Genomic DNA, 21,604 nt, shown 5'->3' on the forward strand with positions numbered 1-21,604 from the left:
CCATGTCGACATAGCGTCGGATGGTGAACTTGTCACAACGGCAACGGTCCACCAAGTAGATTCGATCTTGGCTCGCAGAGCGGCAGCCGAGACCACCACACCACCGAGGGGGCTGGAGCGCCTTGAGCAGGGTGAGCAGGAGCGACGCGGGTCCTGAGAACGGTCGCCAGCCGTCGTCCCGTCCCGGTGGCACGGCGAGACTCGGCAAGTTCGGTGGTGCGACGTCCGGTTCACCGGTCGGCGGGCCTGGCGGCGGTCAGCTCCAGGGCGGCCCGGGAGGGATGACGCCGGGTCAGCACTCCGCGGTTCCGTCCCTCTCGGCGACGTCCGCCGCGGCGCCCCCCCCCGGCGGCGTCCGCGCACGGCGCGACGAGCGCGGGCGCGGGCACCGCGACGGACGTGCTCCCGGTCGGCCCCGGCCCCGGTGCGCTGTCCTCCCCGCGCAAGCTGGCGGGTCGGCGGCGGCGCGAGACGGTGGCGGTGCTGCTGTTCAGCGGAGCGCCGATCTTCGAGAGCTCGATCCCGCTGTCGGTGTTCGGCGTGGACCGGCAGGACGCCGGCGTCCCCCGCTACCGGCTGCTGGTGTGCGCCGGCGAGGAGGGCCCGCTGACCACCACCGGCGGGCTGACGCTGACCGCGCCGTACGGGCTGGAGGCGCTGTCCCGGGCGGGCACCATCGTGGTCCCGGCCTGGCGGTCGATCTCGCAGCCGCCGCCGGTCGAGGCGATCGCCGCGCTGCGCAAGGCCCACCACGAGGGCGCCCGGATCATCGGCCTGTGCACCGGCGCCTTCGTCCTGGCCGCCGCCGGGCTGCTGGACGGCCGTCCGGCGACCACCCACTGGATGTACGCGCCGACGCTGGCGAAGCGCTACCCGCGGGTCCACGTCGACCCCCGCGAGCTGTTCGTGGACGACGGCGACGTGCTCACCTCCGCGGGCACCGCGGCCGGGATCGACCTGTGCCTGCACGTGGTCCGCAGCGACCACGGCGCCGAGGCCGCCAACGCGCTGGCCCGTCGGCTGGTGGTGCCGAACCGCCGCGGCGGCGGAGGTCAGGCCCAGTACATCGACCAGTCTTTACCGGAGGAGATCGGCAACGACCCGCTGGCCGAGGTGGTCACCTGGGCGTTGGAGAACCTCAACCAGCAGTTCGACGTGGAGGTGCTGGCGGCCCGCGCCTACATGTCGCGGCGCACCTTCGACCGCCGCTTCCGCACCCTCACCGGCAGCGCGCCGCTGCAGTGGCTGATCACCCAACGGGTGCTGCAGGCGCAGCGACTGCTGGAGACCTCCGACCTGTCGGTGGACGACGTCGCCCGCCGGTGCGGCTTCCGCTCGCCGGTGGCGCTGCGCGGGCACTTCCGGCGGCAGCTCGGGGTCTCCCCGGCCGCGTACCGGACCGCCTTCCGGGCCCGGCGTCCGGCGGTCGGCGGGCCCGCGGTGCCGCCGCCGTCGAACGGCCTCCCGGTCGAGCGCGGCGCGGGCGCGGGCGGACACCCGCAGGCCCCGCACGGGACGGTCGGGCACGGGACGGCGGGCCACGGCCAGCAGGCGCCGGGCGGGACCGGTCCCGCCGTCGGGGCCTCCGGTCCCGGCGGGGGCGTGGCGGGGCGGCAGCGGCCGCGTCCGCTGGTGCCGCCGCAGGCCGGTCCGCCGGGGGCCTACGGGCGTCCCGGGGCGGAGCGTCCGGTCGACCCCCGGTACGCCGCCCGCACCGCGGGCCAGGCCGCTCCCGGCACCCAGCCGGGCCCGTCGCCCGCGCACGCGCACGCGCAGCCCTCCCCCGGGCAGCCGGTGCGGCCGAGCGCGGCGTACCCGGGCGGGCGCGGGTCGGCCGAGCGGCCGGACCGTCCGGTGGAGCACGCCGTCGCGGAGGACGCGGACGGCAGGCAGCCCGCAGCCCGGGACCGCCGGGTGGTGCACCGTCCGGAGGCCGAGCCGGAGCGCGGGGCGCGCGACACGGCGGACTTCGGTCCCGACGGGGCGCGTGCGGTGTCGGGGGCGCGGGACCGCGCCGTAGGGTGAGGGCGTGAATGACCGTCTGGTATGGATCGACTGTGAGATGACCGGCCTCGACCTCGATCGGGACGCCCTGATCGAGGTCGCCGCCCTGGTGACCGACTCCGAGCTGAACGTGCTCGGCGAAGGCGTGGATGTGATCATCCGCCCGCCCGCCGAGGCGCTGGAGGGCATGCCCGAGGTGGTGCGGCAGATGCACACCGCCTCGGGCCTGCTCGACGAGCTCGCGGACGGCCTGACCATGGCCGAGGCGCAGGAGCGGGTGCTGGCGTACGTCCGCGAGCACGTGCCCGAGGCCGGGAAGACCCCGCTGTGCGGCAACTCGGTGGCCACCGACCGCGGCTTCCTGTCCCGGGACATGCCCGAGTTGGAGGGGCACCTGCACTACCGGATCGTGGACGTCTCCTCGATCAAGGAGCTGGCCCGCCGCTGGTACCCGCGCGCGTACTACAACAGCCCGCAGAAGGGCGGCAGCCACCGCGCGCTGGCCGACATCCGCGAGTCGATCGCCGAACTCCGGTACTACCGCGAGGCCGTGTTCGTCCCGCCGCCGGGCCCGGACACCGACACCGCGCGGGAGATCGCCGCCCGCCACCAGGTGCCCACCACCTGACCAGCGGTCCGACCCGGGTGGTCGGGGAAACCCTGGCGCGAGCACCCCTCGGCATCCTGTAGAGTTCTTCCTGTCGGAGCGGGAACGCGCAAGCGGGAAAGCACCTGACAGATGGTGGGTGTAGCTCAGTTGGTAGAGCACCTGGTTGTGGTCCAGGTGGTCGCGGGTTCGAGTCCCGTCACTCACCCCAGGCGCGAAGGCCCCGGTCGAGGAATCGACCGGGGCCTTCGGCGTTCCCCGGGGCGCGTTCCCCGGAGCATCCGGAACCGCTTGCGCCGACGGCGAATTGGGGGCGCGCACGCGTCCGGTCGGTCGCTCCCGCACCTTCCCGCGCCGCTCCTCCGCGCACCGCGCGACGAACTCCCGCACCACCGCACCGGAGGACGACCGACGCAGCGGCTCCGAGCCATGGACGACCAAGCTACCCGCTAGTAACATCGCCGCATGACCACTACTGCGATCGGCGAACTGCTCACCTCCACCGTCCCGATGGTGAAGACCCTGCAGCTGGAGTACCTGGAGACCACCCCGGAGCGGGCCGTGCTGCGGCTGCCCGACCTCCCGGAGTACCGCAACCACGTGGGCGGCCCGCACGCCGGGGCGATGTTCACGCTGGCCGAGTCCGCCAGCGGGGCGATCGTGCTGGCGGCGTTCGGCGACCAACTGGGCCGCGCGGTGCCGCTGCCGACGGTCGGCGAGATCTCGTTCAAGAAGCTCGCCCGCGGCGTGGTGACCGCCACCGCGACGCTCGGCCGCCCGGTCGCCGAGGTGATCGCGGAGCTGGACGAGGGCAAGCGCCCCGAGTTCCCGATCACCGTGGAGATCACCCGCGAGGACGGCGCCGTCACCGGCGTGCTGGAGATCGTCTGGACGCTGCGCCCCAACTCCTGATCGGACGGCGGACAGCGGACGGCCCGCGGGGCCGGACACCCGGTCCCGCACCCTCCCGGCACCGCCACCACGCACCACCACGCCCCGCCGCACAGCCCCCGCAGTGCACGGCCCGGCCCGGCCCGGCACGTCTCAGCGCGCCCCGGCACGGCCCGTAGCGCCCCGTAGCGCCCCGCAGCGCCCGCGCCGTCAGGCGGAGTCGCGGACGATCAGCTCGGTCGCCAGCACCACCTGCCGCCGGGCCCGGCCGCGTTCGTGGATCTCGTCGAGCAGCAGCCGGGCCATGGTGCGGCCCATCTCCTCGATCGGCTGCCGGACGCTGGTCATCGGCGGGTCGGTGTGCCGGGCGACGATCGAGTCGTCGAAGCCGATCACCGCGACGTCGTCGGGGATCCGGCGCCCGGCGGCCCGCAGCACCTGCATCGCGCCTGCCGCCATCACGTCGGAGGCGCAGAAGACCCCGTCCAACTCGGGTTTGCGGGCCAGGAGTTCGCGCATCGCGACCCGGCCGCCCTCCTCGGTGAAGTCGGCCAGTCCGACCAGCTCCTCGTCGTAGGCGTGGCCGGCCTCCTCCAGGGCCCGACGGTAGCCGCCGAGGCGGGCCTGGGCGACCTCCATGTCGAGCGGGCCGGTGAGGGTGGCGACCCGGGTGCAGCCGCGCCGGAGCAGGTGGCGCACGGCCATCCTGGCGCCGCCCGCGTTGTCCGCGTGGACGTAGCTGAGCGGTTCGAGGTCGCTGCGCCGACCGGCCAGCACGGAGGGGATCTCCAGGCTCTCCAGCAGTCCGGGCAGCGGGTCGTCGCGGTGGACCGAGACGACCAGGACGCCGTCGACGCGCTGGGCGGTCAGGTAGGCAGAAAGCCGGTCGCGCTCGCGCTGGTTGCGGACCAGGATCAGCAGCAGCTGCATGTCGGTCTCGGCGAGTTCGGCCGAGACGCCGCTGATGATGTCGGAGAAGTACGGCTCGGAGAACAGCCTGGTCTCGGCCTCGGGGACGACCAGCGCGATCGAGTCGGTGCGCGAGGTGACCAGGGTGCGGGCGGCCCGGTTGGGCACGTAGCCGAGTTCGGCGATGGCGGTCTGGACGGCTTCGCGGGCCTTGGCGCTGACCCGCGGGGAGCCGTTGATGACCCGGGAGACGGTGCCGCGGCCGACGCCTGCCAGCGCGGCCACCTCCTCCAGGGTGGGGCGCGCGGTGGCTCTGCCGCCGGCGCCCGGGTGGAGCGCGTCGGGGCGCTGTGCGGTCGGGCTCATCGCTACACCTCTCGGTCTCATGGGACGGATGGGACGGATCCGCGGGGCCCGCCCCGGGCCCGTACGGACTGTTCATTGTGGCCGGTCCCACGGTGTTTCCGACCATCCGGGGCGGCCCGGGACCGGCTCGGGGGCAGCACGAGGGCGTCAACGGCGGTGGTAACGAAGGCGGAAACGCTCCGGCAACGTTTATGTCACCACGTCTTGACACTCACCCCCGCGACACAGCAACCTTCCGGCATGCCTAGCTGTGGGAGCGCTCCCACACTGTAGCCAAGTTCGGCGCACCAAGAACACCCAACGAAGCTCTCGTTTCAAGCCCGGCACGACCCACGAAAGCCCACCCGCAGGCCCCGGAAGACCGCCGGAGCCACTTGGGCCCGACCCGGACAACCACCCGGACAAAGGAGTTCGCCCCCATGCGCACCACCTCCCGCCCCCGCAGAGCCGCTGTCGCCGCCACCGCGATCCTCGCCGCCTCCACCCTGATGCTCACGGCCTGCTCCTCGTCGAGCTCGGACAGCAGCGGCGGGAAGAGCGACCCGAACGCGAAGATCACCCTGAACGTCGGCGACTTCGGCACCTTCGGTTACGTGGAGGCCGGCCTGTACGACGAGTACATGGCCGCGCACCCGAACATCACCATCAAGTACGACACCGTCCAGGACGGCCAGAAGTACTGGGACGCGCTGACCACCCACCTGAGCTCCGGCAGCGGCCTGGCCGACATCCAGGCGGTCGAGGTCGGCTACATCGCGCAGGCCACCAACACCCTGGGCGACAAGTTCGTCGACCTCGGCAAGACCGAGGGCGTCAACCCGAGCAACTGGCTGGCCTGGAAGTCGAAGCAGGCGACCACCAAGTCCGGCTCGCTGATCGGCCTCGGCACCGACATCGGCCCGATGGCGATCTGCTACCGCACCGACCTGTTCCAGCAGGCGGGCCTGCCCACCGACCGCGAGGCGGTCGGCAAGCTGTGGGCGGGCGACTGGTCGAAGTTCGTCGACGCGGGCAAGCAGTACCAGCAGAAGGCCCCCGCCGGCACCTTCTTCACCGACTCCGCCTCGGGCCTGTTCAACGCCGTGCTGTCGGCCCAGCCCCAGCAGTACTCGGACGACTCCGGCAAGCTCGTCTACAAGACCAGCCCCGGCGTGAAGACCGCCTGGGACCTCGCGGTCGCCGCCTCGCAGGCGAAGATCAGCGCCGGTCTGCGCCAGTTCCAGGACCCGTGGAACGCCGCGTTCGCCAACGCCAAGTTCGCCACCGTGGTCTGCCCGTCCTGGATGACCGGCATCATCAGCAAGTACTCCGGCGACTCGGGCAAGGGCAAGTGGGACGTCGCCGCCCCGCCGGTCGCCTCCAACTGGGGCGGTGCCTTCCTGACCGTCCCGAAGGCCGGCAAGCACACCAAGGAGGCCGCGGCCCTCGTCGCCTGGCTGACCGCGCCGGAGCAGCAGGCCAAGGTCTTCACCAAGGTCGGCAACCTGCCCTCCACCATCGGCGGCCTGCAGCAGCCCGCCGTCCAGGGTGCCAAGCAGGAGTACTTCAACAACGCGCCGACCGGCCAGATCTTCGCCGCCGCCGCGCAGTCCATCAAGCCGGCGCCGATCGGTGAGCAGGACGGCAACGTGAAGACGATCATCACCGACAACGGCATCCTCGACATCGAGGAGCACGGCACCGACCCGGCCAAGGCCTGGACCAACGTCTCCAAGCTGATCGACGACAAGACCAGCAACTGATCCGGGCCGGCAACGCGCCGGTAGCCGATCCCTACTGCCCGGCCGGGTCCGCCCACCCGGCCGGGCGCCGTTCCGCCGCCCCTCGCCACCCCCGGGAAGGAAACCCCAAGTGGCCACCCACGTCCGCGCCGAGGCCCCGCCCGCGCGCCCCGCCTGGCGCTCCCGCCTGTACCGGTTCGACCTGAAGGCGTCCCCGTACGCGTTCATCGCCCCGTTCTTCATCTGCTTCGCCGCCTTCGGCCTCTTCCCGCTGATCTGGACGGGCTGGCTGTCGCTGCACTACGTCGACCTGCTCAAGCCGGACGTGATGGAGTGGCGGGGGTTCGGCAACTACACCCGCCTGTGGTCCAACGACCAGTTCTGGACCGCGCTGCGCAACACCTTCACCATCGGTGTGATCTCGACCGTCCCGCAGCTGCTGATGGCGCTCGGGCTGGCCCACCTGCTCAACTACCGGATGCGCGGCCGCGGCTTCTTCCGGGTCGCGATCCTCGCCCCGTACGCCACCTCGATCGCCGCCGCGACCCTGGTGTTCGTCCAGCTGTTCAACCCGGACTACGGGTTCATCAACTGGATGCTGGACGCGGTCGGCATCCACCCGAACTGGTACTCCGAGACCTGGCCCTCGCAGATCGCCATCTCCACCATCGTGACCTGGCGCTGGACCGGCTACAACGCGCTGATCTACCTGGCCGCGATGCAGGCGGTGCCGAAGGACCTGTACGAGGCGGCCAGCCTGGACGGGGCCAACCGCTGGCAGCAGTTCACCCGGATCACCATCCCCTCGATCCGGCCGACCATCCTGTTCACCATCATCGTCTCCACCATCGGCGCCACCCAGCTGTTCGGCGAGCCGATGCTGTTCGGAGGCGGCGTCGGCGTGTCCGGCGGCTCCGCGCACCAGTTCCAGACGCTCAGCCTCTACCTGTACGAGCTGGGCTGGCCGTCGCGCCAGCTGGGCCGCGCCTCCGCGGTGGCCTGGACGATGCTGCTGCTCCTGCTGCTGATCGGCCTGGTGCAGTACCTGATTACCCGTTACCGCAAGCGCCACGAGCTGGGAGGCTGACATGGCCGCCACCCTGTCCACCCCTTCCGCCCAGAGGGCGAAGCACGCCGAACAGGCCCGTCCGAGCGGGCTGTTCCGCCGCAAGGCGGGCGACCACGACAAGGCCGGCCCGGTCGCCTACGTGCTGCTGGCGCTCGCCGCCGTGGTCTCGCTCTTCCCGCTGTACTGGACCTTCGTCGCCGCCTCCAACACCGGTGAGCGGGTGGCCCAGTCGCCGCCGCCGATGGTGCCCGGCGGCGAGCTGTGGACCAACGTCACCACCGCCTGGGACCAGGCGGACATGGGCAAGGCGCTGCTGAACTCCACCATCGTGGCGGGCTGCGTGTCGCTCTCCACCGTGCTGTTCTCCACGCTGGCCGGCTTCGCCTTCGCCAAGCTGCGCTTCCGCGGCCGCAACGCGCTGCTGACCCTGGTGGTCGCCACCATGACCATCCCGCCGCAGCTCAGCGTCATCCCGCTGTACCGGATCGTCACCAAGCTGGAGTGGGGCAACCAACTGCAGTCGGTGATCCTGCCCTCGCTGGTGGCCGCGTTCGGCGTGTTCTTCATGCGCCAGTTCCTGTCCGAGGCGCTGCCGTTCGAGCTGATCGAGGCGGCCCGGGTGGACGGCGCGCACAGCCTGCGGATCATCTGGCACGTGGTGTTCCCGATCGCCCGGCCCGCCATGGCGGTGCTCGGCATGCTGGTGTTCGTCCAGTCCTGGAACGACTTCTTCTGGCCCTTCGTGGTGCTCACCCAGCAGAACCCGACCGTCCAGGTCGCGCTCTCCGCCATCGGCGGCGGCTCCGGCCACGACATCAACCAGGCCGTGATCATGACCGGCGCCCTCGTCGGCACCCTGCCGCTGCTGTTGATCTTCGCCGTTCTGGGGAAGCACATCGTTGGCGGCATCACCTCCGGCGCCGTCAAGAGCTGATCCGCCGGGCCCCGGTCCGCCGACCGGCCCCAGCACACCGCCCCGTCCACCCCGAGCCATGGGAGCGCTCCCGTATGACCATGACCGATCCGACCACAGCCGCCCACACCTCGGTGGCGGCCCCCCGGGTGGCCTTCCCGCCCGGCTTCTCCTGGGGCGCGGCCACCGCCGCCTACCAGATCGAGGGCGCGGCCGCCGAGGACGGGCGCACCCCGTCCATCTGGGACACCTTCGCCCGGACCCCGGGCAAGGTCCTGAACGGCGACACCGGCGACGTGGCGGTGGACCACTACCACCGCTTCCGCGAGGACGTCCGGCTGATGGCCGACCTCGGCCTCACCTCGTACCGCTTCTCGCTGTCCTGGCCGCGGATCCAGCCGACCGGCCGCGGCCCGGCCGTCGAGCGCGGGCTCGACTTCTACCGCGCCCTGGTCGACACCCTGCTGGAGCACGGCATCTCGCCGGTCGCCACCCTCTACCACTGGGACCTCCCGCAGGACCTGGAGGAGGCCGGCGGCTGGCCGGTCCGGGAGACCGCGTACCGCTTCGCCGAGTACGCCTCGCTGGCCGCCTCGGCGCTCGGCGACCGCATCCCGGTGTGGACCACGCTCAACGAGCCGTGGTGCAGCGCCTTCCTCGGCTACGGCTCCGGCGTGCACGCCCCCGGCCGCACCGACCCGGCCGACGCGCTCAAGGCCGCCCACCACCTCAACCTCGGCCACGGCCTGGCCGTCGGCGCGCTGCGCGAGGTGCTGCCCGCCTCCGCGAAGATCGCCGTCTCGCTCAACCTGCACCTGGTCCGCCCGCTCACCGACACCGCCGAGGACCGCGAGGCGGCCCGCCGGATCGAGGCGGTCGGCAACCGGATCTGGACCGGCCCGATGTTCAAGGGCGGCTACGACGAGGACCTGAAGGCGGACACCGCCCACCTCGTCGACTGGGACGAGCTGGTGCGCCCCGGCGACGAGGCGGAGATCGGCCGTCCGATCGACCTGCTCGGCCTCAACTACTACAACCCGACCGTCGTCTCGGCGCCCCGCGACGACGCCGAGACCGCCGAGGCCGCCCGCAACGACGGCCACGGCGACAGCGAGTTCAGCTGCTGGCCGGGCTCCGAGGACGTGGTCTTCCACCTCGCCAACGACGACGTCACCGCGATGGGCTGGCCGATCGACGCCACCGGCCTGTCCGACTCGCTGGTCGGCATGCACAACGACTTCGGCCTGCCGCTGCTGGTCACCGAGAACGGCGCCGCCTTCGAGGACGTGGTCGGCCCGGACGGCGAGGTCGACGACCCCGAGCGGGTCCGCTACGTCGAACTGCACCTGCAGGCCGTGGCCGACGCGATCGAGGCGGGCGCCGACGTCCGGGGCTACTACCTGTGGTCCTTCCTGGACAACTTCGAGTGGGCGTACGGCTACAGCAAGCGCTTCGGCATCGTCCACGTCGACTACGAGACCCAGCGGCGCACCCCCAAGACCAGCGCCCGCTGGTACGCGGAGGTGATCCGGCGCGGGGGGCTCGCCTGAACTCCCGCACCCCCGCACAGTGTGACGGAGTGTGAGCGACGAGCGTGACCGCGGGGAGTCCCGCTCGTTCTCCCCTGGTGTGCGAACCAACCACGCGAAGCGACCGCGACGTTCGGACACCCCCCGGTACCGGTGGGGGCGGCCCGGGACACTGGCGGCGGGCGGAATGCTCGCCGCCCAGGTGTTGGGGCTCGGACTCGGCGCCGCCGACGCCCGCGCCGCCGACACCGGGCACCCACCGCAACAGCCCGGCCGGGCCCTCGGCAGCGTCGTCCGGCCCGGCGGTGAGGGCCGCTCCGGCGGTGAGGGCCGCTCCGGCGGTGGCGAGGTCGGGCTGCTCGACGACACGGTCGGCGGTGCCACCGCCACCGCCGTCGACGGCCTCGACCCCACCGACCCCGCCGGTACCGTCGGCAGCCTCGGCGGCGCGGCCGGCACCGGCACCCGACCGGTGCAGGACCTCGGCGCGACCCTCGGCCAGCACCTGGGCACCGGCGAACTCCCGCTCCCCGGCCACCACGCCGACCGCCCCGACGCGTTCTCGCTCGCCGCGGGCCTGCTCTCCGCCGTCCCCGCGCAGCCCCGCCCCGGCGAGCCCCCGCGCGCCTCCCGCTCCGACCCCGGGGACGGCCGCGAACCCGGCGCACCGGCCCCCGCGCCCGCCGCCACCGTCCCGGCCCAGCGCACCCACGCCGACGCCTCCCCCGTCGACGCGCCCCCGGCCGACACCGTCCTGCCCTCCCCCGCCCCGACCCCCGTCCGCGCCGAGTCCTCCATCCCGCCCATCCCGTTCGGCACCCCGCGCCCGCACGCCGCCGTCCCGCACCCCGCCCCCGACCGCCTCACCCTCACCGGCGCCCCGGCCCGCTCCCCGGGCGAGGACGCCTTCGCCGTCCTCCTCCCGATCGCCGCGGGCCTGCTCCTCACCGCCGCCGCCATGTACAAGCACCGCGGCCTCCCCGGCGGCGGCCACTGACCCGTCTCCCCACCACGCCGGTATCGCCGCCGCAGCCGCCGGGGCCGGGGCGACCCTGCACGCCGACGACGTCGTGGTCGCCATCGAGATCGCCTCGCCGTCCACCGAGGTCATCGACCGCCGGACCAAGCCCGGCCTGTACGCCGCCGCGGGCATCCCGCACTACTGGCGCCTCGACCTCGATCCGGCGCCGCGCCTGCACCTCGGCCGCCTGTCCCCCGACGGCAGCGGCTACCTCGACCGCACCGTCCCGCCCGGTGGGTCCACCGCCCTCACCGACCCGTTCCCGTTCGACCTCGATCCGGCCGCGCTGCGGCGCTGACGCCCGGCGCGGGCTCCGGTCTCAGCCGAAGGTCTTCGGGGGCGGGGCCGGGGAGGGGACGGCGGTGGTGTCGGTGGTGGGGGCGGCGCCCGCGGTGAAGTCGGTGAGGTCGCGGCCGTGCAGCAGGCGGGCCTGGGCGGGGTCGGTGGCCAGGCGGCGGGTGAGGTCGGTGAGCGGGAGGGGGGTGTGGGCGGCGAACAGGACGAGGTTGCCGAAGCGCTTGCCGCGCAGCACGGCGGGGTCGGCGATCAGGCAGACCTCGGGGAAGACGGCCAGCAGGGTGGCGGCCTGGGCGCGGGCGAAGGCGAGCGGGCCGCCGTCGGTGAGGTTGGCGGCGTAGTGGCCGCTGCCGGTGAGGGCGCGGGCGGCGTGCCGGGCGAACTCGGCGGTGGCGCAGTGCGCGGGGACGCGGGCTCCGGCGAAGACGTCGGCGACGACCAGGTCGGTGGAGTCGTCGGGGGTGCGTTCGAGGACGGCGCGGGCGTCGCCGCCGCGGACCTTGATCTGCCAGCCGCGGTCGAGCGGCAGTTCGGTGCGGACCAGGGCGGTGAGTTCGGTGTCGATCTCGGCGACCTGTTGGCGGGAGCGGGGCCGGGTGGCGGCGGTGTAGCGGGCCAGGGTGAGCGCGCCGCCGCCGAGGTGCAGGGCGGTGAGGGGCTGCCGGGCGGGGGCGGAGAGGTCGATCAGGTGGCCGATCCGGCGCTGGTAGGCGAAGCCGAGGTGGGTGGGGTCGGCGAGGTCGACCAGGGACTGCGGGGCGCCGTCGAGCCGGAGTTCCCAGGCGTGCGGCCGGTCGCGGTCGGGGCGGAGCTCGGCGGTGCCGGAGGCGACGGCGGCGGTGAGCGGGCCTTCGGCGTGCGCGCGGCCGGGGACGGTGGGGGTGGTGCGTGGGCGGCCCATGGCGTCCATTATCGCCGGGCGCGGCCGGGACGGACGGCGGGAGCCGGGCGCGGCGGGCGGCGGGAGTCGGCCCGGGATGGGCACGGTGGGTGACGGGGGCAGCCCGCTGCGGGGTCGGACGGTCCACCCGGTGAGACGACGCTTGCATGCCAACTCGCCGGTCGGGCAAGTTCTCTGACGAATCGTCAGTCGACGCGCGGGGCGCGTTCAGAGCGGGCCGAGGCCGCCCGCGGTGAGCGTGGTGGCGGCTTCGCAGAGCGCGGAGCGCAGCACCCAGGCGTCGGTGGGACGGGGGTACGGCTGGGGACCGGAGGGCGGGATGATCCAGCGCGGGTCGGTGGGCGGGAGCAGCTCGGCCCCCGGCGTACAGGCGGAGCCGGCCAGGTGCCAGCGCAGGGCGGTGCCGGCCGGGACGAGGAAGGCGACGGCGGTGCCGCCCGCGGTCTGCTGGACGGCTCCGCAGGCCCGCCGCAGCCGGAGGATGTCGACCGCCTCCAGCCCGTGCCGGACCTGCACGGTGACGGTGTCGTACTGGACCACGCGGCTGGCCGAGGTGCCCGTGGGCGCGGGGGGCGGCGCGGTGGGGGCGGCCGGTCGCCGGTACTGGGGAACTCCGGTGGCCATGGGGGACCTCCTGTCACCTCGGGACGCGCGGAAACCGGTCGGTGCCCCGTCACCCGGTCGGGCGACGGGGGCCGGTGCGGGAGGGGGCCCGCACCGCCGGTGTCCATGTATCAGGACAACGCGGAACCGGTCGTCCAGGCCACGGCCTCCGATACAGCAAGCCATGGCATTTCATGGCACAAGACGGCAACTCCGTCCGGTTCGTCCGCAATTGACCCACCAGCTCCCGACGACCCGCCGTGTTCGCACGGTGACTGCCGGTACTGTCGTGGCGACGCGGCGGCCTCCCCCGGGAGGCGGCGCGACCACCCCGGAACGACCTCGGAGTGCAGCATGGCAGCCACCCGAACCGGCGAGTCCCGGCCGGCTCCCGTCCCCAACCAGGCGATGCGCGAGCTGCGCGGGGGCCTCTCGCCGGGGGAGTTCGCCACCCTGGTCCGCCGGGCCGCCCGGGAGATCGGCGAGCACGTGTCCTGCGACGCGCGCTACGTCGGCCGGGTCGAGTCCGGCGAGATCCGCTGCCCCAACTACGCGTACGAGCGGGTGTTCCGGCACATGTGGCCGGACCGCTCGCTGGCGGATCTCGGGTTCGCGCCCCGGACGGCGGTCCGCCGCCGCGCGACGGCCACCGATCCGTCCGTCCCGGCACATCCGCCGGACGCACCGCACCGGTCTGACGAGGAGAACGACGAGGTGCTTCGCCGCACGTTCCTGAACGGCGGTCCCACCGCCGTGGCGGCCGTGCTGGGCCTGGACCAGGCCCCGCCGACCGCGACCCCGCCGACTGCGGCCGCGCCCCTGCCGGAGCGCCGCCGGGTCGGCGCCGCCGAGGTGCGGGGGGTCGAGCAGGCGGTCCGCGACATCCGGCTGCTGGACGACGCGCACGGCGCGGACGCCCTGTTCGAGCTGGCCGGGCAGTCGCTGCGCAGCGCCTACGTGCTACTCAACGACGGCGACTACAACGCCGCGACCGAGCGCCGCCTGCAGTCGGGGGCCGGTGAACTGGCCATCTCGGTGGGCTGGTTGGCGCACGACTCGAACCGGCTGACCGACGCCAGGTCGTTCTACTCGGAGGCGCTGGCCACCGCCCGGATGGCCCGCGACCCGCACCTGGAGGCGCACGTGTTCAGCAACAGCGCCTTCCTGGCCCGGGACGCCGGCCGCCCCCGGGAGGCGCTGCGGGCCGCCCAGGCCGGGCAGGCCGCCGCGCAGGGGCTGGGCTCGGACCGGCTGCTGTCGCTGCTGGTGCTGCGCGAGGCCAGCGGCTGGGCGCTGCTCGGCGACCGCTCGGCCTGCGAACGGGCGCTGTCCCGGGCGTACGCGCTGTTCGAGCGCGGCGAGCGGCCGGACGCCGACCCGGAGTGGATGTCCTTCTACGGCGAGGCGGAGCTGGCCGGGCAGGAGGCGCAGTGCTGGTCGGCGCTGGGCGACTGGGACCGGGCCAGCGCCCGGGCCGAGCGGGCCATAGGGCTCCAGGAGCCGCACTTCGTGCGCAACCGGGTGCTGTACACCGCCGAGTTGGCGCACGACCGGCTGGGCCGGGGCGACCTGGCGGGCGCGGGCACGCACGGCACGGCGGCGGTGTCGCTGCTGGGCCAGGTCCGCTCCGCGCGGATCCGCGGCATGCTGGCGCACACCGCGGACCGGCTGCGCGGCCACGCCGCCGTGCCGGAGGTCCGGGAGTTCCTGGACGGCTACGACGCGGTGGCGGCCTGAGGCCTCGTCACCGGGGCGGGGTCAGTGCCCCAGCCGCTCCAGGTGGCTGTGGTCGTTCCAGATCTCGATCGCGGGCAGCCCGTACTCCCAGGACAGCACGCAGAGCGCGGCGGTGCCGAGCTTGAGCCGCTGGGCGTACTCGGGGGGCAGGCCGAGCCAGCGGGCGGTGAGGATCCGCAGCAGGTGGCCGTGGGCGAACAGGACGACGTCCCGGTCGGCGCAGTGCATGGTGGTGGTGTCGGGGTCGGGGGTGCCGTGCTCCTCGTTGATCCCGGCGAGGAAGGCGTCGACCCGGTCGGAGACCTGGGCGAGCGTCTCGCCGCCGGGGACGCCGTCGCGCCAGATCAGCCAGCCGGGCCGGTCGGTGGCGCGGATGTCGGCGCCGGTGCGGCCCTCGTACTGCCCGTAGTCCCACTCGAGGAGTTCGGGGCTCTCGACGGCGCGGTCGCCGAAGCCGGCGAGTTCGGCGGTCTCCCGGGCGCGGGAGAGCGGGCTGGTCCAGACGGTGGCGCCGGGCAGGCCGTTCCACGGGGCGCGGGCGAGGCGTTCGCCGAGGGCGCGGGCCATCGCGCGGCCCTCCTCGGTGAGCGGGACGTCGGTGCGGCCGGTGTGCCGACCGGTGGCCGACCAGGAGGTCTCGCCGTGGCGGACCAGCACGATGCGGGCGGGCATGGGGGGCTACCTCGTTCGAAGGGGTGCGTGGCGGTCCCCTCGGCGGGGCCGTCCTCCCCATGATCCCCCACCCGGCGCCCCGCTTCGACGACCGGGCTCCGCTTTGTCGCCGTCGGATGCGAGACTGGGCCGCACCATGAACGTCTCGCACCTGGGGCAGGCCACCCCGCCGCTGCGGCGGCTCTCCGAGTTGCGCGGCCCGGCACCGCAGCGCAGCCTCGACGCCCGTGCCCTCGCCGCCCTCGCCGCCAATCCGGGCTGCCGCCGCCGCGCCCTGCTGGACGCCGCGGGCGTCGACAAGACCGCGCTGGCCCAGCAGTTGGGGCGTCCCGCGCCGTTCGGCCAGTCGCCGTTCGCGATCCGCCGCGGCCTGCAGTTCGAGTCCCGGCTGAAGCAGGACGGGTACGCGGTGCTGCTGGCCCCGCTGCGCCGCCGCCTGGGCCTGCCGGAGGACGAGGTCGCCTCGCTCGCCGTGCCGGACCTGCTGCCCTCCGCCTCCCCCGCGGTGCGCGCGGAGCGGACGGCGGCGGCGCTGGCCGAGGCCGCCGCCGACCCGGCGGGCTGGACGCTGCTGGACCACCCGATGCTGCGGCTGGACGTGGCGGGCAGCCCGGCCTACCTGGAGCCGGACGCGGTGGTGGTGCACGCCGGCCGGTGCACCGTGGTGGAGATCAAGTCCTTCCCGGTGCTGGACGGTTCGGCCGATCCGGCGAACGTCGGGGCGGCCGCCCGGCAGGCCGCGGTGTACGTGCTGGCGCTGCAGGAGGCGGCGGCCCGGCTGGCGGGGCGCCCGCTGTCGGCGGGTCCGTACGCCGTCCAGGAGCTGCCCGGTGCGCCGGAGTTGACGGTGCTGCTGGTCTGCCCGAAGGACTTCTCCTCCCAGCCGGTGGCCGTCCCGGTCGACGTGCGGCGCGAACTGGCGGTCACCCGGCGGCAGTTGTCCCGGATGACGCGGATCGACCAGCTGCTCGCGGCGCTGCCCGAGGGCGTCACCTTCGACCTGGCCCGGGACGCCTCGGGCGCGCCGACGCGCCCGGCCGGGGAGCTGGCGGCGGCGGTCGCCGCGGTGCCCGCCTCGTACGCCCCGGAGTGCATCTCCACCTGCGAGCTGGGCTTCCACTGCCGCTCCCAGGCGCGCTGCGCGGGCGCGGTGGAGCAGTTGGGCCGCGGGGTGCGCGGCGAGCTGGGTTCGCTGCGCACCGTCGAGGAGGCGCTGGCGGCCGCCGAGCAGGGTGCCGGGGGCGGCCCGGAGGGCGGGTCGGGGCTGGACGAGGCCGCCGAACGGCTGGCGTACGCGGCCCGGCTGCGGGCCGGGGCGCTGGCCGCCGGGGGCGTGCGGTGAGTCTGCTGTCGACGCTGGCCCGGCTGGAGGCGGTGCGGGCGCAGCGGGCGCAGCCGCTGGCCACGGTGCGGCACCGGCACCTGTCGGAGCGTCCGATGGTGCTGGTGCCGTTGGCGGCCGCGGGCGAGTCGGGGGCGCCGCTGGCGGTGCTGCTGGGCACCGACCGGGAGGCGCCCCGGCTGTACTTCGTGCCGCAGCCGCTGAACCGCACCCAGCGTTCGGAGTTCCTGGCGGCGGTGGCCCGCGAGGTGGTGCCGTACCTGGAGTCGTTCGGGGACGAGGTGGAGCTGCTGGAGGGCTCCGAGAAGGACCCGGTGAGCGGCGAGAAGGTGCCGGTGGTGCGGGAGTTGTGCGCGGACGCGCCGCAGCTGATCGTGCCGAACGCGGGCGGCGTCTCGCACCTGGCGCTGCTGGGCCGCTCCACCCGGTTCCGCCGCACGGTGGAGGACCCCGACCCGGGCGAGTACCCGTCGCCGACCGAGGTCCCGCTGCTGGGGCGGTGGTTGACGCACCTGACGGACCGGGCGCAGGTGCCCGGCTCCTCGATGCTGCTGGCGATGACCGGCCTGCTGTCGCGGCACTGGGCGACCGGGCAGAGCAACCTGGAGGACCAGCACCTGGCGGCCCGGCTGGCCTGGCACCTGCCGCCCGCCGGGTTCGAGCCGCCGGCCACCGGCGCGGCGGCCGCCGAGTGGGTGGAGTCGGCGCGGGACGGCGACGGCCTGCCGCTGCACCCGCCGGCCGGTCCGGCCACCGACCCGAAGTTCGACGAGCGGGTGCTGGCCCCGGCGATCCTGCGGCACGACGCGGCGGTGGCGGTGCGCGAGCGGGCCGAGGCGGCCCGGGACGCGGCGGAGGTCCGCCGGGCGGCGGGCCTGGTCGAGCAGGCGCGCGCCGAGCTGGCCCGGGTGCTGCTGGCGACGACGCTGCCGACCTGGCACGACGTCTGGCACGGCCTCGACCTGCTGCGCGCCCTGCCCCCGGCCGGGCACCTGCCGGACCGCTGGGAGGGCGACCGCTGGTCGTTCACCATGCACCGGGACCGGGTCGCGGCGGGCGAGCCCCCGCAGCCGCGCCGGGACGACGCGGTGACGGCGGCCCGCAAGCTGGCCCAGCGGGAGCGCGAGCAGGCGAAGCTGGAGATCCAGGAGGCGCTGGACGACCCGCTGGCGATGGCGGAGCGCCGGCTCGCGGGCGAGGCGTTCGCGGGCGAGGTGGTGGAGGTCGTCCCGGAGTGGTCCGCGGGCCGCTCCCCCAAGCCGCGCCCGCTGCTGGTGGTGCGCACCGACGACCGTCCGCACGCCGATCCGGGCCGCGAGGTGCACCGGGCGCACGCGGAGCCCGCCCAGCGGGCCGAGATCGTCTCGGCGGCGCCGGGCGAGGTGGTGGTGCGGCTGCTGTCCGGCATGGGCCGCCGCAAGGACCCGGAGCCGGGCAGCGTCCCGGAGCCCGGCACGGCCGTGGTGTTCACCCTGTTCGAGCTGGCGCCCCGGCAGTCCGCGCCGCTGCCGGAGCCCGCCGACACCCCGTGGACGCACGGCGGCCCGCCGGTGGCCGTCGAGGACGCGCCGGTCGGTGCGGACGAGTGGGAATGACCGACGGCATGGATCTCTCTGGAGCAGCGGTGACCGACCCCGAAGGCGCCTTCCCCGGCCCCGACCCCGCCCTCGCCCCGGGCGAGGCCGCCGACCGGGCGGTCGCGGGCATCCTCGACGCGGTGGTGCGCCCGGTGCCGGGCGCTCCGCGCGGCGTCGTGGTGGACTCCCCGCCGGGCGCGGGCAAGTCGACGCTGGTGGTGCGGGCGGCCCGCGAACTGGTGGACGCGGGCGAGCGGCTGATGATCGTCGCCCAGACCAACAGCCAGGTCGACGACCTGGTCGACCGGTTGGCGTCCAAGGCCCCGGGGATGAGCATCGGGCGGCTGCACGCGAGCGACTCCCGGCCCGCGCCGGAGGCCCTGCGGCACGCCAACGTCACCGCCAAGGACAAGGTCGCCGACCTGCTGGAGCAGGACGTGGTGGTCTCCACCGCGGCGAAGTGGCAGTGGGTGAAGGCCGAGCAGCCCTGGCGGCACGCCATCGTCGACGAGGCGTACCAGATGCGCTCGGACGCGCTGCTGGCCGTCGCCCGGCTCTTCGAACGGGCGCTGTTCGTCGGCGACCCGGGCCAGCTCGACCCGTTCACCGTGGTCGGCACCGACCAGTGGGCGGGCCTGTCCTACGACCCGTCCTCCTCCGCGGTGGTCACCCTGCTCGCCCACAACCCGGCGATCCGCCCGCACCGGCTCCCGGTCTCCTGGCGGCTGCCCGCCTCGGCCGCGCCGCTGGTCTCCGACGCCTTCTACCCGTACACCCCGTTCCGCGCGGGCACCGGCCCGGACGACCGCACCCTGCGGCCGGGGCGGCGCGGCGACGGGTCGGCGGTGGACGCGGCGATCGACGAGGCCGCGGCCAGCGGCTGGGCGCTGCTGGAGCTCCCGGCCCGGCACACCGTCCGCACCGACGGCCAGGCGGTCGCCGCGGTGGCCGCCACCGTCCGCCGCTTGCTGGACCGCGAGCTGACCGCGCACTCCGAGCAGGGCTCCGCCCCGCTCACCCCGAACCGGGTCGCCGTCGGGACGGCGCACCGCGACCAGGCCGCCGCGGTGCGGGCCGAGCTGGCCCGGCTGAGCGTCCCGGTCGACCCGGCGGCCGGGGAGGCGGTGACGGTGGACACCGCGAACCGGCTGCAGGGCCGCGAGTACGACGTCACGGTCGTCCTGCACCCGCTCTCCGGGCGCCCCGACGCGACGGCCTTCCACCTGGAGACCGGCCGCCTGTGCGTGCTGGCCTCCCGCCACCGCCACGCCTGCATCGTGGTCGCCCGCGCGGGCATCCCCGAACTCCTCGACGACCACCCGGCCACCGACCCCGTCCAGCTCGGCGTCGCCGTCAAGTTCCCCGACGGCTGGGAGGCCAACCACGCGGTCCTCTCCCACCTCGCCGAGCACCGCGTGCGCCTCTAGGCGGCTGGTTCGGGGGCCATCAGGGGCCCGGGGAACGGCTCGGCCTGTGCTGCTGGCGAGCCCCGTCAGGGGCTCGGGGAACGGCGAGTCCGTGCTGCTGACGGCCGGAGCCCACCGAAGGTCCGTGCTGCTTCGGGCCGTAGTAACAGAACCCGAAGCCACCGCACGCCCCGGCAGTGAACCGTGAGCAGCCCCCGCCCGCCGTTCCCCGGGCCCCTGATGGCACCCCGCGCGGGGCGCGCAGCGCGGGTTGCGCGCCCCCGGCGGGGAATAGCGCTCGTGGGCGCACCGTTCCGGTTCTGACGGTTCGCGCGCGACAATGGACGGCGGCCGTCTTTCCCCCTCGCACTCCCGGAGGTGCCCCGTCATGCCCGACTCGCATCCGCAGGCGTCCGACCAGGGTGGTTCGTCGATCCCGGCGGTCGTCCCCCCGGTGCCGGGCCCGGCCCGGCGGATCCGGCCGGTCGAGTTGCTCTTCGAGCCGGCCGGGCCGGAGCCGGAGCCGGAGCGGTTCTTCGACCTGGAGTCGATCGACGACCCGTCCGAACTGCTGGCGCGTTCCACCCAGTTGGCCCTGGCGTTCCGGGCCGCGGCGGAGCGGGCGACGGACTTCCAGGCGCTCGCGGCCGCGCAGCTCGCCGATCCGCGCCGGTTCGACGCGCTCTCGGCGGAGCAGATCGCCGACCGGGCGGACTGGACGTCCGACTACGCGCGGAAGATGGTCGAGTACGGCCGCTCGCTGCAGCGCCGCGGCCCGGAGGAGTAGGCCCCGCCAGGCCTCTGGCATATGCGGCGGGCGATGGTACGCCCACACCCCCTCCGCTGTCCGGCGAACGCCGTTTTCTCCTCGGCCGGTCCCGCCACCGGTCCACCCTGACCGGGTGGACATCTGGACCTATCAATCCGTGGAGTACGTCAGCGTCGCCGGGGAGGCGTGGCTCGCCTCCGCCAGCGAGTACCCGAGCAGCATGCGCGCCCTGTGGGAGGCCCGCCCGTGGGCGCCCGCGATCCTCCCGTGCGGCCGGGTGTTCGACGTGATCAGCCTGCCGGCCGTGTTCGGCCGCCGGGTGCTGGACGAGCTGTGGACCTCCGGCCCGGGCTGCGGCCCGGTCGCCACCTACCGGGGCCGGACGCTGCTGTTCGTGCAGCCGGGGGCGGCGCCCCGGCTGCGGACGCTGCTGGCCTGGGAGGAGTGGGCCCGGGACGTCCCGCCGCTGCTCTGCCACGGCCGGGGGGACGCGGTGACGGTGCCGCCGGTGCAGCGGGCGGTGGACGAGCCGGAGAGCGCGTCCAGCCGGTGGATCGTGGCGCCGGACACCAGCGAGCCGTGGCTGCCGGGGGCGTCGGTGGTGCTGTGGGCGTGCGTCCGGGCGGCCCGCGGGCGGGTCCGGGAGGGCGGCGACCGGGTGTCGAACGCGCGCTGAACGGCGGGTGCCGCCCCGGTGGGAATCGATTTTGGCTCCGACCCCGCCCGCTGCTACAGTCTTCCACGTCAGCAGGCGCCGCTAGCTCAGTTGGTTAGAGCAGCTGACTCTTAATCAGCGGGTCCGGGGTTCGAGTCCCTGGCGGCGCACAGACAGCGAGAGGCCCCCCTTCACCGGGGGGCCTCTCGCGTTGCGCCACACTCCTGAGCGCCCCCCGCCACACCCCTCGGCGCTCCCCCGGACGGCACGTAAAGGGCTGCTAATGTCCGCTGCATGGCGTCCGACGATCTCCACTCCGACTGGGCCGCCTGGTTCGACGCGGAGCTCGCCGAGGCCGAGGCGGCCGCGCTGCGCGCGCACCGGCAGGAGCGGCGGAGGCGGGGTCTGCTCCGCGCGCTGGCCTGGGCGGGTGCGGTGACGCTGGCGGCCGTGCTCGGCTTCGGGCTGGTGTACACGGCGCAGCACGGCCCGACGCCGCACCCGGCCGCGACCGCCTCGCCCTAGGGAGCGTATTTGGTCGTGATCAAGGGGTGGTCCTGGTGAGGTCCTTGATCCAGATCATCGCGCCGCGAAGCTGGAGGCCGGCGAGGTAGC

General features: G+C 74.7%; 19 protein-coding genes, 2 tRNA genes and 1 pseudogene. 18 read left to right on the top strand and 4 right to left on the bottom strand.

Annotated features, from left to right (window positions below):
- Window positions 1-399: 399 nt before the first annotated feature.
- From ACFY00_RS35660 to ACFY00_RS35675, 4 genes and pseudogenes are all read left to right on the top strand, one after another.
- Window positions 400-1,432, top strand: a pseudogene (locus tag ACFY00_RS35660) (helix-turn-helix domain-containing protein); the annotation flags it as partial.
- Between the two features lie 597 nt (window positions 1,433-2,029).
- A complete protein-coding gene (orn, locus tag ACFY00_RS35665) occupies window positions 2,030-2,632 on the top strand; it encodes an oligoribonuclease (RefSeq protein ID WP_388037731.1) in 603 nt (200 codons plus the stop codon).
- A gap of 114 nt (window positions 2,633-2,746) precedes the next feature.
- Window positions 2,747-2,822, top strand: a tRNA-His gene (locus ACFY00_RS35670).
- 254 nt (window positions 2,823-3,076) lie between these two features.
- Complete coding sequence (locus ACFY00_RS35675; protein ID WP_030462090.1) at window positions 3,077-3,523, top strand: DUF4442 domain-containing protein; 447 nt, start codon at window positions 3,077-3,079, stop codon at window positions 3,521-3,523.
- A gap of 189 nt (window positions 3,524-3,712) precedes the next feature.
- Here ACFY00_RS35675 and ACFY00_RS35680 read toward each other — a convergent pair whose 3' ends face one another.
- Window positions 3,713-4,777: a LacI family DNA-binding transcriptional regulator gene (locus tag ACFY00_RS35680; RefSeq protein WP_388037734.1), complete on the bottom strand. Its 1,065-nt coding sequence runs from the start codon at window positions 4,775-4,777 to the stop codon at window positions 3,713-3,715.
- 419 nt (window positions 4,778-5,196) lie between these two features.
- On the opposite strand from ACFY00_RS35680, the gene ACFY00_RS35685 reads away from it, so the two are divergent.
- From ACFY00_RS35685 to ACFY00_RS35710, 6 genes are all read left to right on the top strand, one after another.
- Window positions 5,197-6,519, top strand: coding sequence for an ABC transporter substrate-binding protein (locus ACFY00_RS35685; protein ID WP_388037736.1), 1,323 nt, complete (start codon window positions 5,197-5,199; stop codon window positions 6,517-6,519).
- A 109-nt stretch (window positions 6,520-6,628) separates the two neighbouring features.
- Window positions 6,629-7,585 carry a carbohydrate ABC transporter permease gene (locus ACFY00_RS35690; RefSeq protein ID WP_388037739.1) on the top strand — a complete coding sequence of 319 codons (957 nt, stop codon included), beginning with the start codon at window positions 6,629-6,631 and terminating at the stop codon, window positions 7,583-7,585.
- Window position 7,586: 1 nt separating this feature from the next.
- Window positions 7,587-8,501: a carbohydrate ABC transporter permease gene (locus ACFY00_RS35695; RefSeq protein ID WP_388037741.1), complete on the top strand. Its 915-nt coding sequence runs from the start codon at window positions 7,587-7,589 to the stop codon at window positions 8,499-8,501.
- A 74-nt stretch (window positions 8,502-8,575) separates the two neighbouring features.
- The gene (locus tag ACFY00_RS35700; RefSeq protein ID WP_388037744.1) at window positions 8,576-10,030 is read left to right on the top strand and encodes a glycoside hydrolase family 1 protein; all 1,455 of its coding nucleotides are present in this window, start codon (window positions 8,576-8,578) and stop codon (window positions 10,028-10,030) included.
- Between the two features lie 166 nt (window positions 10,031-10,196).
- Window positions 10,197-11,006: a hypothetical protein gene (locus tag ACFY00_RS35705; protein ID WP_388037747.1), complete on the top strand. Its 810-nt coding sequence runs from the start codon at window positions 10,197-10,199 to the stop codon at window positions 11,004-11,006.
- Window positions 11,007-11,079: 73 nt separating this feature from the next.
- Window positions 11,080-11,328 carry a Uma2 family endonuclease gene (locus tag ACFY00_RS35710; protein WP_388037749.1) on the top strand — a complete coding sequence of 83 codons (249 nt, stop codon included), beginning with the start codon at window positions 11,080-11,082 and terminating at the stop codon, window positions 11,326-11,328.
- A 21-nt stretch (window positions 11,329-11,349) separates the two neighbouring features.
- On the opposite strand, the gene ACFY00_RS35715 is transcribed toward ACFY00_RS35710, so the two are convergent.
- Window positions 11,350-12,228: a spermidine synthase gene (locus ACFY00_RS35715; RefSeq protein ID WP_388037751.1), complete on the bottom strand. Its 879-nt coding sequence runs from the start codon at window positions 12,226-12,228 to the stop codon at window positions 11,350-11,352.
- A gap of 207 nt (window positions 12,229-12,435) precedes the next feature.
- Window positions 12,436-12,852 (bottom strand): hypothetical protein, encoded by a 417-nt coding sequence (locus tag ACFY00_RS35720; RefSeq protein ID WP_388037754.1) that lies wholly within the window; start codon window positions 12,850-12,852, stop codon window positions 12,436-12,438.
- Window positions 12,853-13,185: 333 nt separating this feature from the next.
- On the opposite strand from ACFY00_RS35720, the gene ACFY00_RS35725 reads away from it, so the two are divergent.
- Window positions 13,186-14,568 (top strand): tetratricopeptide repeat protein, encoded by a 1,383-nt coding sequence (locus ACFY00_RS35725; protein ID WP_388037757.1) that lies wholly within the window; start codon window positions 13,186-13,188, stop codon window positions 14,566-14,568.
- A 21-nt stretch (window positions 14,569-14,589) separates the two neighbouring features.
- Here the strand turns inward: ACFY00_RS35725 and ACFY00_RS35730 are convergent, their stop codons facing one another.
- Window positions 14,590-15,240 carry a histidine phosphatase family protein gene (locus tag ACFY00_RS35730; RefSeq protein ID WP_388037760.1) on the bottom strand — a complete coding sequence of 217 codons (651 nt, stop codon included), beginning with the start codon at window positions 15,238-15,240 and terminating at the stop codon, window positions 14,590-14,592.
- Between the two features lie 136 nt (window positions 15,241-15,376).
- On the opposite strand from ACFY00_RS35730, the gene ACFY00_RS35735 reads away from it, so the two are divergent.
- The 7 genes from ACFY00_RS35735 to ACFY00_RS35765 all read left to right on the top strand — a co-directional run bounded on the left by ACFY00_RS35735 (window position 15,377) and on the right by ACFY00_RS35765 (window position 21,514).
- A complete protein-coding gene (locus ACFY00_RS35735) occupies window positions 15,377-16,582 on the top strand; it encodes a hypothetical protein (protein WP_388037762.1) in 1,206 nt (401 codons plus the stop codon).
- Window positions 16,579-18,177: a hypothetical protein gene (locus tag ACFY00_RS35740; RefSeq protein ID WP_388037765.1), complete on the top strand. Its 1,599-nt coding sequence runs from the start codon at window positions 16,579-16,581 to the stop codon at window positions 18,175-18,177. The genes ACFY00_RS35735 and ACFY00_RS35740 overlap by 4 nt, the downstream gene beginning before the upstream one ends.
- Before the next feature lie 8 nt (window positions 18,178-18,185).
- Complete coding sequence (locus ACFY00_RS35745) at window positions 18,186-19,586, top strand: AAA domain-containing protein (RefSeq protein WP_388037768.1); 1,401 nt, start codon at window positions 18,186-18,188, stop codon at window positions 19,584-19,586.
- Between the two features lie 367 nt (window positions 19,587-19,953).
- Window positions 19,954-20,352, top strand: a complete 399-nt coding sequence (locus tag ACFY00_RS35750; RefSeq protein WP_388037771.1) for a hypothetical protein — start codon at window positions 19,954-19,956, stop codon at window positions 20,350-20,352.
- Window positions 20,353-20,467: 115 nt separating this feature from the next.
- Window positions 20,468-21,010: a bifunctional DNA primase/polymerase gene (locus tag ACFY00_RS35755; RefSeq protein WP_388037773.1), complete on the top strand. Its 543-nt coding sequence runs from the start codon at window positions 20,468-20,470 to the stop codon at window positions 21,008-21,010.
- A 75-nt stretch (window positions 21,011-21,085) separates the two neighbouring features.
- Window positions 21,086-21,159: transfer RNA gene (locus ACFY00_RS35760), tRNA-Lys, on the top strand.
- A 124-nt stretch (window positions 21,160-21,283) separates the two neighbouring features.
- Window positions 21,284-21,514, top strand: a complete 231-nt coding sequence (locus ACFY00_RS35765; protein WP_388037776.1) for a hypothetical protein — start codon at window positions 21,284-21,286, stop codon at window positions 21,512-21,514.
- Window positions 21,515-21,604: the final 90 nt, after the last annotated feature.

It is taken from the genome of Kitasatospora sp. NPDC001540 (assembly GCF_042894345.1).
GTDB lineage: Bacteria > Actinomycetota > Actinomycetes > Streptomycetales > Streptomycetaceae > Kitasatospora > Kitasatospora phosalacinea_C.

Excerpts from the sequence above, each read along its gene's own strand:
- ACFY00_RS35705 (WP_388037747.1), top strand. The coding sequence starts at position 10,197 with ATGCTCGCCGCCCAGGTGTTGGGGCTCGGACTCGGCGCCGCCGACGCC.
- ACFY00_RS35765 (WP_388037776.1), top strand. The coding sequence starts at position 21,284 with ATGGCGTCCGACGATCTCCACTCCGACTGGGCCGCCTGGTTCGACGCG.
- ACFY00_RS35680 (WP_388037734.1), bottom strand. The coding sequence starts at position 4,777 with ATGAGCCCGACCGCACAGCGCCCCGACGCGCTCCACCCGGGCGCCGGC.
- ACFY00_RS35685 (WP_388037736.1), top strand. The coding sequence starts at position 5,197 with ATGCGCACCACCTCCCGCCCCCGCAGAGCCGCTGTCGCCGCCACCGCG.
- ACFY00_RS35700 (WP_388037744.1), top strand. The coding sequence starts at position 8,576 with ATGACCATGACCGATCCGACCACAGCCGCCCACACCTCGGTGGCGGCC.
- ACFY00_RS35745 (WP_388037768.1), top strand. The coding sequence starts at position 18,186 with ATGGATCTCTCTGGAGCAGCGGTGACCGACCCCGAAGGCGCCTTCCCC.
- ACFY00_RS35750 (WP_388037771.1), top strand. The coding sequence starts at position 19,954 with ATGCCCGACTCGCATCCGCAGGCGTCCGACCAGGGTGGTTCGTCGATC.
- ACFY00_RS35735 (WP_388037762.1), top strand. The coding sequence starts at position 15,377 with ATGAACGTCTCGCACCTGGGGCAGGCCACCCCGCCGCTGCGGCGGCTC.
- ACFY00_RS35675 (WP_030462090.1), top strand. The coding sequence starts at position 3,077 with ATGACCACTACTGCGATCGGCGAACTGCTCACCTCCACCGTCCCGATG.
- ACFY00_RS35695 (WP_388037741.1), top strand. The coding sequence starts at position 7,587 with ATGGCCGCCACCCTGTCCACCCCTTCCGCCCAGAGGGCGAAGCACGCC.
- ACFY00_RS35725 (WP_388037757.1), top strand. The coding sequence starts at position 13,186 with ATGGCAGCCACCCGAACCGGCGAGTCCCGGCCGGCTCCCGTCCCCAAC.
- ACFY00_RS35715 (WP_388037751.1), bottom strand. The coding sequence starts at position 12,228 with ATGGGCCGCCCACGCACCACCCCCACCGTCCCCGGCCGCGCGCACGCC.
- ACFY00_RS35720 (WP_388037754.1), bottom strand. The coding sequence starts at position 12,852 with ATGGCCACCGGAGTTCCCCAGTACCGGCGACCGGCCGCCCCCACCGCG.
- ACFY00_RS35730 (WP_388037760.1), bottom strand. The coding sequence starts at position 15,240 with ATGCCCGCCCGCATCGTGCTGGTCCGCCACGGCGAGACCTCCTGGTCG.